We start from the raw sequence: 11,905 nt of genomic DNA, 5'->3' as shown, positions 1-11,905 counted from the left end.
ATCGAATAGGATTTATATTTTTAATATCATTTTTCATAGACGGAACGCTTTAAAACGCCGATATACGGCAGCGTCCGGTAATCTTCCGCATAATCAAGGCCAAAGCCGACTACAAATTCATCAGGGATGATGAATCCGTAATAATCAGGAACCATCTTTACGAGACGGCGTTCCTTCTTGTCAAGCATGGCCGCCAGCTTAATGCTCTTGCAATTGCGCTGAGCAAAAAGTTCTCTCACAGCCTTCAGCGTCAGGCCGGAATCTACTACATCATCCACAATCAGGACATTCTTGCCCGCAAGGTTACGGGAAGTATCAAACTGAATATTGACCTTGCCCGTCGTAGACGTACCGGAACCGTAGGAAGACGCTTTGATAAAATCGATTTGCGTCGGTACGGTCATATGCTGGGTCAGTTCTGTCAGGAAATAAGCAGCCCCTTTCAGGAGGCCGATGACCAGCACTTCTTCCCCCTTGTAGTCCTCACTGATTTCCTTTGCCATTTCGGCAATTCTCGTCTTCAGGGTCTTTTCGTCAATCAAAATCTTTTCAAGATTGGGATGCATTTCTCTGTTGCTCCTTTTTTGCAAGCTTGGCGGCCCTTTCTTCTTCCCGGGACCGTTCATTTTTTCCCGCCATCAACCGTCCGTTCAAATAAATGAGACGGACATGCCCGGGCACATCCAGCGCCTTGCCGCTGGTACCCCTGGCAATGAGTTCAAGTATTTTTTTGACATGGTCATAAGAAAGTTCCCCGCCGCCCACACGGCGCACCATCACGCGAATAATGCTGCGTTTAAGTGCCAGCGGAAGTACTTCAAAATCAGATCCTACACCTACGTCGTACGTGCCAAACACATCACGGCCATAGGCGTTCAGGTACCGCAGTGCCTGACGTTCCAGATAAGCCTCATCCTCGGCGGCGACATCGGCCAGCTGGGCAAGATGCTTCTTAATCTGGGGATTCTGGGTTTCCAGAAGCGGCAGCAGCTGTCTCCGGATCCAGTTGCGTTTCAAAGTTTCATCGGAGTTCGTACTGTCGGTTCTGTAGGCAAGGCCTTCTTCCTCGCAGTACAGCTCCGTATCTTTGCGGGAAATCTCCAGGAAAGGCCGGGCCAGATAACCACTGACTGCAAGCATACCCCGCAGTCCTCTCGTTCCGGCGCCGCGGAGCAGATTGAGCAGCACGGTCTCTGCCTGATCATCGCGATGATGAGCCAGGAAAATGCCGGATGCATCATATTTACTGCGGCAGGCTTCCAGTGCTTCATAACGCAGGCGGCGCGCTGCGTCCTCTAGGGAAAGACCTTCGGCATCAGCCAGCTCTGCCGGTTCCACATCGGCCCGGTAAAACTCAAGGCCGCGTTCCCGGGCGTAGTCTGCCACAAAAGCGGCATCTGCTTCTGCCTCTTCGCCGCGCAGATGGTGCTGCACATGAGCTACAATCACCTGGACATCATCCGCCTCGGCCGCCTTGGCCATCACGTCGGTGAGGGCGAGGGAATCCGCCCCGCCGGAACAGGCAGCCACCGCGGGCGTACCCGGTTTCCACAGGGCAGACCGCCGCACCAGCCCGATCAGGCTTTCTTCCAACAATCCCATATTTTCACCTCAATAAAGAGAAAGGTACTTCCGCAGAAGTACCTTTGCGTTTGATTAATCTCCTCTGCGGGCACCCCGGCCGCCCCGTTTGGACTCGGTATTCCTTTTTAGATCCAGCAGGCGGTCATCGCTTTCCTTCAGGAAACGGGAAAGCTTATCTTCGAAGCTCATCGGTCCGGAGTTTCTGGGAGCTCCGCCGGCGCGGTCACCGAACTTGCGGTCACCAAAATGCTTTTCTCCGGGTTTTCTGTCCCCAAAATGTTTTTCGCCGCCATGGCGATTTTCAAAGGGTTTATCGCCATACTGACGATGCGGTGCCGGAGGCATAAGGGCCTTGATAGACAGACCGATTTTGCCTTTATCGTCGATGGATACGACCTTTACCCTTACCTTGTCTTTCACTTTCAGGAAGTCATGTACATCTTTGACGAAGACATTGGATACCTCGGAAATATGTATCAAGCCTACCTTGTTTTCAGGGAGTTGAACGAACGCCCCAAAATTAGTGATTCCAGTGACAACACCTTCTACAATTGCGCCTTTTTCCAAAGCCATAGGTCAAAGACATCCTCCTTTAAATTCGTGTTACGTTAACAATTATACATTTGTCGCCGATTCGTCGTCAAGTCCCCAGTGATGCGTATTTTCAAACTTTTTGGAGATTTTTTACAATCAAAATATGGCAGATGGCAGTCAAGCCGGCAGCCGATAGCTGCAGACAGAGGAAAAGCGATAAAAAAGCGCCTTCAGCCTTTGGCAGATGGCCGGCAGCCCGGCCTTCGGCAGAGTGGTTCACCACTTGCCGCAGGCTGTTTCCATTGCCTTACTTTCCTCCCCCCCCACTTTTTTCCTTCCGAGCGGAAGGAAAAGAAGCTATCCTCCACCGCTATCGTCAGCGCTTCCTACCGTCAGTGCTGACTGCGGTTCCCCCCTTTCGAAGCCGCGAAGCGGCTTGAAAGGAGGTCCTAGAGGAATTCCAAACCTTACGGTTTGGCTTAATTAAGGCGGCCTGCGATCCGTTCCGTTATAAACAAAGAGCCACCGCTTTAAGCGGCAGCTCTTTATTTATTTTTTCCCGGCAGCGTCCTTGGTCTGCTCGTTCTTTTTACTATCATCCACCAGGAATAAAGGAATTTCTTTCTTCCCGACCATATTATGCTCGTCACGGGCAACCTTTTCGATATACTGCGGATCGCTCAGATTATCTCTTTCTTGCTCAAGCTTGGCATTTTCAGCCTTCAGCTGTTCGATCTTCTGCTCGGTCTTTACCGTTTCCTGGTGAACCTGAAACAGGGTATAGACTCGATAACCGGCACGAACCATAAGAAGTGCCATAACCAGGCAGAAAACGAACGTCCCAAGTGACCGCTTCCTGCTTTCCGCTTTCTTTCGTTTTCCGGTAACCATCATAACCTCTCTCCCTGTTTGCGGTACCATGAAAAAAACAACCCGATACCGAAGGCATCAGGTTGTTTTCCAAACGCATTATTTGTTGACAGCATCCTTGAAAGCTTTGCCAGCTTTGAAAGCAGGAACAGTGGCCTTCGGAATCTTGATAGGTTCATGAGTACGAGGGTTCTTGCCGGTACGAGCTTCGCGAACGCGAGCTTCGAAAGTACCAAAGCCAATCAGCTGAACTTTATCCTTCTTAGCGATTGCTTCCTTCACGGTATCAATGAAAGCATTTACAGCCTTTTCAGCGTCTTTCTTAGGCAGAGCAGTCTTAGACGCAACTTCAGAAATCAGTTCACTTTTGTTCATAACTAAGTTCCTCCTAAAAACTAATTGCGCCTTATGGCGCTTGGCTATCGTTATGGTATCACAATCTAAATAAAAATGCACGTTTTTTTTTAATTTTCCTAGAGATTTTCCGCTTTTGCACGCTTCCAAAGCTGTAAAAGTTCCGAAATTGACAGTTTTTCCATGTCCCGATGTTCGGATTTCAGAATTTTTTCCATAGAGCGAAATCTTTTTTCAAACTTGTTATTTGCCCTGTTTAAAGCCGTTTCCGGTTCAAGTCCAAGCATCCTTGCATACACAGAGAGGGCAAAAAATACGTCACCAAGTTCATCTTCCATAGCGTCCATATTTTTTGCCTGCTTAGCAGCCTCTAACTCATTCAGTTCTTCCATCACCTTTTTTCGGGCGTCTTCAGCTTCGGGCCAGGCAAAACCTTTTCCTGCAGCCCGGGCACTTAGTTTATAAGCGCGCATCAAAGCAGGCAGTCCCCTGGCAATGCCGTCAAGAGCACTCGTCCGCTCTTTTTTCTCACCCGCTTTGATGGCTTCCCAGTTTTTCAGGACTTCTCCCGTGTCGCTGACTTCGATAGTGCCATAGACATGAGGATGACGGTGAATCAGCTTTTTAACGACATCATCAATGACGTCCTGCATCGTAAAGAGGCCTTCTTCCTCGGCAAGGCGGGCATGAAAGACGACCTGCATCATCACGTCGCCCAGTTCTTCGCGCATTCCGTCCGTATCCTCTTCGTCAATAGCTTCCAGCAGTTCGTAGACTTCTTCCACAAGCTCCCGCCGCATGCTGCGATGGGTCTGGATCCGGTCCCAGGGACAGCCGTGAGGCGCCCTGAGAGTTTTTATTACTTTATCGAGGGGCTTAATGTCCATGACCCCTTCTCCTTTTTTCTCAGCCATGTTTTCTCCTCCTCCGGATCATGTTCCGGACTTCGCTTATACGAATTTCACCTGTCACGACAATAAGTAAAGCATAAACGATGGCTCCAGCCAGCACAGCAAGAAGTGTTCCTGCCGTCCCGCCGCAGACAGGGCGCAGCAAACCCCACGCTGCCCACGCAGCAGCCCCCATCAAAAGACTGCTGACGGCAGTCCGGGCAAGCGTCTTCCACGGAAGCGACAGCCGCGTTTTGGAATACAGGAACAAAAGATTCAAAATACTGGCTGTCAGCAAGTTCAAGTCCGTGGCCCAGGCCGCTCCGAGGATATGGTACAGCGGATTTGCCACCAGCACCCACAAAATCCCGACCTTTACGATGAGGCTGAGCAGCATATTGATCATAGGCGCCTTGGTATATCCAAGTCCCTGCAGGACAGCAGCCGACACCTGATGCAGCCCCAGAAGGAAAATAGCAGGTGCCAGGGCCGTTACCACAGGGCCTGCCTGCCCCGCATTATAAAGCATCTTGGCCAGCGGGGTCCCAAGCACGGCTACGCCCACCGCGGCCGGCAGATTAAGCAGGATAAAAAAGCGGAAAGCCTGGCGGGTCTTATCGGCAATAATATCCTTACGGCCCAGCGCTTTACCTTCAGAAATCGCAGGCACCGTCGAAAGGGCCAGGGAATTGGTCGGTATCGTCCCCATGTTGACGAGAGGCAGCGCCATGCCCGAAAGATATCCCAGAGCCGTTGTCGACTCGGCAATGGTAAAACCAGCGACAAGAAGGCGGTCCGGCACCAGGATGATTTCAATCAGATTGACCAGCGGCACCATCAAATTCGCACAGGCAACAGGTACGGCAAGGAGCGTCAGATCCCGGGCCGTACTGAGCGCTGTAGGCACTTCCCCCGGGCAGCTCAGTTCCCTTGCCTCGGCATGCCACTTTTGCTGCTGACGGTGATAAAAATAAATCAGCAGGGCAATTCCTGCAGCTGCCCCCGGAACGGCTCCGAAGATAGCTCCTGCCGCGCCGTAGGCAAGTCCCCTCGGTACGAGCAGAAAAGCCAGGGTGATCATCACGACAACCCGGACGAACTGCTCAAAAATCTGCGAGGCGGCCGGCGGTACCATTTCCTGGAATCCCTGGAAATAGCCGCGCATCCCATAGAGCGGGACTTCAAGGGCGATGGCAGGTATCATGGCCATCATGGGCAGATAAGCCCGACTGTCCTTGATGAGATGATGCCCGATAAGCTGCGGCACCAGCATATAGGCCAGGAGTGCAAACAAAAGTCCAACAAGAATCAGAAAACCCAGAGACAGCGTAAAGGTTCTCTTTGCCGTTCCCCATTCTTTCCTGGCTGCCCGGCGGGAAATCAGGATGGACATAGCCGCCGGTATTCCGGCCGCCGACAATCCGACGAAGAAATTATAGAGAGGATAGGCAATCTGGTAGAGCCCGATACCCTCTCCGCCAAGAAGGCGGGATAAAAGAATCCGGTTGACGGATGCAAATATCTTGACCATGAGCCCTGCTCCGGTCAGGATCAATGTTCCTTTGACAAATTTGTCAGCCATAGATTTCTCCCTTCCTGGTGACATCTGATGCTTTATTCAAGACCAGGGAAAACTCCCTTTTCTTAGAGAAGACGCGGAATATTCTTTTCAAGCCACGTAAGAGGCTCGATCTTCATTCCAGTCGTAATAAGTGTAAAAAGCGGCTGACTGCCCATTTTCAGCGTTGCACGGGGCACATATTCGCGAAGCATGTCCTTCAGCACATCCGGATTGGCCGTACTATGCTGGTCGAAAGTAATGCGGATGGCTCCCGGACGCACAGAGATACCGATAATGCGCAGTTTCCGGCAGAGATCCCGCAGCGCAGCAACACGCCACAAAAGCACCATCTGCTCCGGCGGCGTGCCGAACCGGTCGATGATTTCGTCCATGAAATCCTTGCTTTCTTCGTACTTCATGTCGGCCAGGCGATGGTAAATTTCCAGCTTGTACCGGGGATTATCGATATAATCATCCGGGATGTAGGCATCGAGTTTCATATCGATAACAGGATCCGGCACCTGTTCTTCCGCCGTTTTTCCGCTCTGCAGGGCATTGATTGTATCTTCGAGCAGGCGGCAGTAGAGGTCAAAGCCGACACCCGCAATCTGTCCGTGCTGTTCCGGTCCCAAAAGGTTTCCGGCACCGCGGATTTCCAGATCCCGCATAGCAATCTTGAAACCGGCACCGAGTTCCGTAAAGTCGCGGATAGCCTGCAGACGTTTCTGTGCGATTTCGGTGAGGGCCCGGTCTTTCTTGTAGAGGAAATACGCGTAAGCCAAGCGGGACGAACGGCCCACGCGGCCGCGCATCTGATAAAGCTGGGACAGGCCGAAGTTTTCTGCGCCGTCGATGATAATCGTATTGGCAAGAGGCACGTCAAGGCCGTTTTCGATGATTGTCGTGCAGAGGAGTACATCGAAATCGCCCTGATAGAAGCCCATCATCACATCTTCCAATTCGTCTTCCGTCATGCGTCCGTGTCCGATGCCGATGGTAATGCCGGGCACCAGTTCACGCAGACGGGCAGCGATGGAGCTCAGTCCTTCAATCCGGTTGTGGACATAGTAAACACGGCCGCCGCGGCGAATTTCGCGTTCGATGGCTTCCTTCACCATGCCTTCGTCATATTCTGCCACATATGTTTCTACCGGCAGACGATCTTCCGGAGGCGACTCGATGACACTCATATCGCGGCCCTTGACGAGCGCCAAGTGGAGCGTACGTGGAATCGGGGTAGCTGACAGGGTCAGTACATCGATGCCGGCACTCCACTGTTTGATTTTTTCTTTCTGCGCCACGCCAAAGCGCTGTTCTTCATCGATAACGAGGAGACCAATATCCTTGAAATGTACATCGGGCTGCAAAAGGCGATGCGTCCCGATAATGATATCGAGCTGCCCCTCTTCCAGTTTTTTAAGAATAGCTTTTTGTTCCTTCGGAGTACGGAAACGACTCAGCATATCAATACGGACGCCGAAATTTTCCATGCGCTGCCGGAAGGTCAGGAGGTGCTGCTGGGCCAATACTGTCGTCGGCGCCATCACGGCAACCTGTTTGCCGTCCATGACAGCTTTAAAAGCAGCACGGATGGCGACTTCTGTCTTGCCGTAACCAACGTCCCCGCACAGCAGACGATCCATGGGCACCGGTTTTTCCATATCCGCCTTAATTTCCCGGATAGCCTGCAGCTGATCCGGTGTTTCCTCGTAAGGGAATTGCGCTTCAAATTCTTTCTGCCAGGGCGTATCCGGCGAAAAAGCGTGCCCTTTGGTAATCTTACGCTGGGCATAGAGGCGCAGCAATTCAGACGCAAGAAGCGTAATAGCCTTCTTGGCCTTTTTCTTCGTACGCTGCCAATCCGAGCGTCCCATATTGGAAAGACGCGGCGGCGTCCCTTCGCTCCCGACGTATTTGTGGAGCAGACCGACTTGTTCAATCGGCACGTGGAGTTTGTCGCCCTTGGCATACTGGAGTTTGAGATAGTCTCTGTGAACGCCGTCGATGACAATCGTTTCGACGCCCAGATACCGGCCGATACCCTGGGTATCATGAACGACATAATCGCCGACCTTGATATCGGAGAAATAATTGATAGACGGGCCTTTTCCGCGCTGCTTTCTCTGGCGGCGCTGTTTCTGCATGCCGAAAATATCAGCTTCCGTCAGAAGGAGCCAGTTTTCGTCCCAAAAGTTAAAGCCTCGTGACAGACTGCCTTCGAAGACAGCTCCGCCCGTTTCCGGAAGAAGCGTGCCGGTGCGCACAAACTGCATGGGTACGCCCTGATTTTTCAGTTCCTGGGCCACACCGAACGCCTTATCCCGCGTGCCCATCATAATGAGAGGATGCACGCCGTCAGCAATCCAGCCCTTGAGATCCTTGACAAGCAGTTCCGTATTTTTGTTATAAGGTGCCATGGAACGCACCTGGATGTGGATATTGGGAGCCTTGGGAGCAAATTTGTGACCCAAGTCACTCACCACAATTACATGTCCCTTGATTCCCCGCTCTTCCAGTTCTTTTTCCGTAAAGAGCTGGTCCGCAAATTCCCGGTTATCGTTATAGCTCTTTTTAGCTTCTTCAAAGAAAGCAGCCGGTTCGTCGAGCACAAAGAACTGTTCTTCCTTTACGTAGGCAAAAATATCGGAAGAAGCTTCGTTTTCCGGCTGGGCAATCGGCATGATGTCCACCCGGGTCAAACCGCCGATGCTGCGCTGATCTGCCAGATTAAAACGCCGGATAGCATCCACCGTGTTATCGAACCATTCCATACGAATGGGGTCTTTCTGGTTAATCGGGAAGATATCGAGAATGTCACCGCGCACAGAAATCTGACCGATGGTATCTACCTGATCCGTCCTTTCATATCCTTCCTTGACCAGTTTTTCAATCAGTTCGTCACGGTCAATTTCAGCGCCGCTCGTCACGGTAATATTTTTGCGAAAAAAGTTTTCCGGACTGGGGAGTTTCTGGATAGCCGCTTCGGCTGTCACAAAGATGATTCCCGGTTCTTCCTTGGCAATCATTTCAAGAGAAGCGGCCCGTTCCGCCATGACTTCCTCGTTGCGCGTATCGACCTGCCCGTGAACCAGACTTGCCGGATACAGTTCCCGCATAGCAAGATCCGGGTAAAAATACGTCAATTCCCGGCGAAGATTCCGGACATTTTCCCGGTTCGCCGTCAAAATCACAAGCGGGCCTTCCGCCCTGGTGCCCGTCATCATGGCAGCCAAAAAGCCGGCTTTGACAGATCCTGTCAAGCCGGTGAAGGTCAGGGGCCCGGAGGTCCTTCTCCACGTATCGATCCCTTTGCGAATATTCTTTTCTTTCAGTAAAAGCTTGATTAATTCTTGTTCCATATATGATTTTCACACAAAAAGAAGAGCTGCGGCCAAATGCAATATGCATCTGCCGCAGCCTGTGGAAACAGCCCCACGGCTGCTTCCTGAAATTTCATTACAGTTTTACGTTGATGTTGCTGCGGTCATACGTATGAACAGCATCTACGAAACGTACCGTGCCCGTGGAATAACGCATGGAAATCGTATGGGTACGGCAGCCGTTGCCGAAGTAGTTAACGCCTCTCAGCAGATCGCAGTTGGTAATAGCCGATGCCGTGAACATGCAGTCATCACCTTTGACAAGGTCATCCAGGGTGAGGACTTTCTTCAGGTCAGTGATGCCCATCTTGTGGCAGCGTTCTACCTGTTCTTCATTTTCCGGGCACAGGCGAGCCTGCATATCGCCGCCCAGGCACTTCAGGCCGGTAGCTGCGATAACGCCTTCCGGAGCACCGCCGCGGCCGATGTACATATGAACACCGGTGCCTTCAATACCTGCGTTGATAATCGGGTCTACGTCGCCGTCAGAGATGAGACGGATACGAGCGCCGGCAGCTCTTACTTCTTCAATGATGCTGCGATGACGCGGACGATCCAAAGCCACAACAGTCAGGTCGGATACTTTACGGTCCATGGCCTTAGCTACGCGTTCCAGGTTGACAGCAACCGGATCATCAATATTGATGCAGCCCTTGGCTCTCGGGCCTACAGCAATCTTATCCATGTACATATCAGGAGCATGCAGCAGGCAGCCCTTCGGAGCAATTGCAATAACGGCAATAGCGCCGTTCTGGCCTTTTGCAACCAGGTTCGTGCCTTCTACCGGGTCAACAGCGATATCCACTTCCGGACCGCCGGCACCAACGTGTTCTCCGATATAGAGCATCGGAGCTTCATCCATTTCGCCTTCGCCGATGACAACCGTACCGCTGATGTTAACCGTATCAAACATCTTGCGCATTGCATCTACGGCGAGCTGGTCAATGCCGTTCTTATCTCCGCGGCCCACGCCACGGCCGCTGGCCATGGCAGCTGCTTCTGTAACTCTTACAAATTCCATAGACAATTCTCTGTTCATCTTTGCGCCTCCCAATTTGTCAGCTTACTTCTTATTATACCTGTTCCGGGAAATTCCTTCAATGCTTTTGGTTGGCCAATGCGGCTGCGATAAAGGCCTTGAAAAGAGGATGCGGATGAGTCGGACGGGATTTCAGTTCAGGATGGAACTGTACGCCGACGAACCAAGGATGTTCGCTCTCAGGCAGTTCGACAATTTCAGTCAGCTTGCCGTTAGGCAGCGTGCCGGCTTCAATCAAGCCATGGGAGAAGAGTTCTTCCTTCAATTCGTTATTGACTTCATAGCGATGACGATGGCGTTCACTGATCATATCCGTGCCGTAAGCTTCAAAGGCATGCGTGCCTTCCTTCAGCTTGCAGGGATACTTGCCCAGTCTCATCGTACCGCCCTTGATTTCGATGCTGACCTGTTCCGGCATCAGATAGATGACAGGGTACGGAGTTGCCTCATTAAATTCGGTGCTGTTGGCCTTCTTCATGCCGCAGACATCGCGGGCATACTCAATGACAGCGCACTGCATGCCGAGGCAGATACCGAAGAACGGAATCTTCTTTTCTCTGGCATACTGTACGGCACGAATCATGCCTTCGATACCGCGGTCGCCGAAACCGCCCGGAACCAGGATACCATCGACACCTGCAAAGATGGCATCAAGATCTGCATCCTGATCTTCGAGGTCGCTGGCATTGATATATTCGATGTCCACATCGGCGTCACTGTTGAAGCTTGCATGTTTCAGGGCTTCCACAATGCTGATATAGGCATCCTGCAATTCTACATACTTGCCGACGATGGCAATCTTGGATTTCTTGGCATGAGGAGCCAGGATCTTCTTGACCATTTCGCGCCAGCCATCCATATCGGCCGGTCTGTCTTCCATGCCCAGCTTTCTCAGGACAACGCGGTCCAGTCCCTGTTCCTGCAGCAGCAGAGGTACTTCATAAATGCTCTTTGCCGTAATGGACTGGAATACGGCGTCCGTATCCACATCGCAGAACATGGAAATCTTTTCGCGCATTTCCTTGCTGATTTCACGTTCGCTGCGGCAAACGAGGATATCCGGCGTAATACCGATACTGCGCAGCTGCTTGACACTGTGCTGGGTCGGTTTGGTCTTCAGTTCGCCGGCAGCCGCAATGTACGGAACAAGCGTTACATGGATGTACAGCACATCATCGCGGCCCACGTCTTTCTTGACCTGGCGGATAGCTTCCATGAACGGTTCACTTTCGATATCGCCGACCGTACCGCCGATTTCGGTAATGACAAAGTCAGCGTTCTCAAGACGGCCTACGCGATAAACACGTTCCTTGATTTCGTTCGTAATATGAGGAATGACCTGTACCGTACGGCCCAGATAATCGCCGCGGCGTTCCTTATCAATGACAGATTGATAAATGCGGCCTGCCGTTACGTTGGAGTTACGGGTCAGATTGATATCAATAAAACGTTCATAGTGGCCCAGATCCAGATCCGTTTCCGCGCCGTCATCGGTAACAAAAACTTCACCGTGCTGATAAGGGCTCATCGTACCCGGGTCAATATTGATATACGGATCAAATTTCTGGATAGTTACCTTGTAACCTCTGCTTTTCAGCAGACGGCCCAGAGAAGCTGCCGTAATCCCCTTGCCCAAAGACGATACCACACCGCCCGTTACGAAAATATACTTGGTCATTTTGTTCCTCCCTTG

At 51.7% G+C, this 11,905-nt stretch carries 10 protein-coding genes; all 10 read right to left on the bottom strand.

Annotation, left to right across the window (positions count from 1 at the left end; translation table 11 throughout):
• Positions 1–26: 26 nt before the first annotated feature.
• The 10 genes from hpt to LKE33_06680 all read right to left on the bottom strand — a co-directional run bounded on the left by hpt (position 27) and on the right by LKE33_06680 (position 11,890).
• Entirely contained in the window at positions 27–566 is a 540-nt protein-coding gene (hpt, locus tag LKE33_06725; protein ID MCH3950611.1) for a hypoxanthine phosphoribosyltransferase, read from the bottom strand.
• Positions 550–1,602: a tRNA lysidine(34) synthetase TilS gene (gene tilS, locus LKE33_06720; GenBank protein ID MCH3950610.1), complete on the bottom strand. Its 1,053-nt coding sequence runs from the start codon at positions 1,600–1,602 to the stop codon at positions 550–552. The genes hpt and tilS overlap by 17 nt, the downstream gene beginning before the upstream one ends.
• A 54-nt stretch (positions 1,603–1,656) precedes the next feature.
• Positions 1,657–2,157 (bottom strand): S1 RNA-binding domain-containing protein, encoded by a 501-nt coding sequence (locus LKE33_06715; GenBank protein MCH3950609.1) that lies wholly within the window; start codon positions 2,155–2,157, stop codon positions 1,657–1,659.
• A 510-nt stretch (positions 2,158–2,667) separates the two neighbouring features.
• Positions 2,668–3,012, bottom strand: a complete 345-nt coding sequence (locus LKE33_06710; GenBank protein ID MCH3950608.1) for a septum formation initiator family protein — start codon at positions 3,010–3,012, stop codon at positions 2,668–2,670.
• A gap of 75 nt (positions 3,013–3,087) precedes the next feature.
• Complete coding sequence (locus LKE33_06705) at positions 3,088–3,363, bottom strand: HU family DNA-binding protein (protein ID MCH3950607.1); 276 nt, start codon at positions 3,361–3,363, stop codon at positions 3,088–3,090.
• Between the two features lie 98 nt (positions 3,364–3,461).
• Positions 3,462–4,256 carry a nucleoside triphosphate pyrophosphohydrolase gene (gene mazG / locus LKE33_06700; protein MCH3950606.1) on the bottom strand — a complete coding sequence of 265 codons (795 nt, stop codon included), beginning with the start codon at positions 4,254–4,256 and terminating at the stop codon, positions 3,462–3,464.
• Positions 4,249–5,814, bottom strand: a complete 1,566-nt coding sequence (locus tag LKE33_06695; protein ID MCH3950605.1) for a polysaccharide biosynthesis protein — start codon at positions 5,812–5,814, stop codon at positions 4,249–4,251. The genes mazG and LKE33_06695 overlap by 8 nt, the downstream gene beginning before the upstream one ends.
• Positions 5,815–5,876: 62 nt before the next feature.
• Positions 5,877–9,152 carry a transcription-repair coupling factor gene (mfd, locus tag LKE33_06690; GenBank protein ID MCH3950604.1) on the bottom strand — a complete coding sequence of 1,092 codons (3,276 nt, stop codon included), beginning with the start codon at positions 9,150–9,152 and terminating at the stop codon, positions 5,877–5,879.
• Between the two features lie 97 nt (positions 9,153–9,249).
• A complete protein-coding gene (gene glpX / locus LKE33_06685) occupies positions 9,250–10,212 on the bottom strand; it encodes a class II fructose-bisphosphatase (protein ID MCH3950603.1) in 963 nt (320 codons plus the stop codon).
• Positions 10,213–10,270: 58 nt separating this feature from the next.
• A complete protein-coding gene (locus LKE33_06680) occupies positions 10,271–11,890 on the bottom strand; it encodes a CTP synthase (protein ID MCH3950602.1) in 1,620 nt (539 codons plus the stop codon).
• Positions 11,891–11,905 lie beyond the last annotated feature (15 nt).

The sequence above is a fragment of the Acidaminococcus sp. genome (assembly GCA_022482815.1).
Classification (GTDB): domain Bacteria; phylum Bacillota; class Negativicutes; order Acidaminococcales; family Acidaminococcaceae; genus Acidaminococcus.
This window is presented reverse-complemented; position numbering and strand designations above follow the sequence as displayed.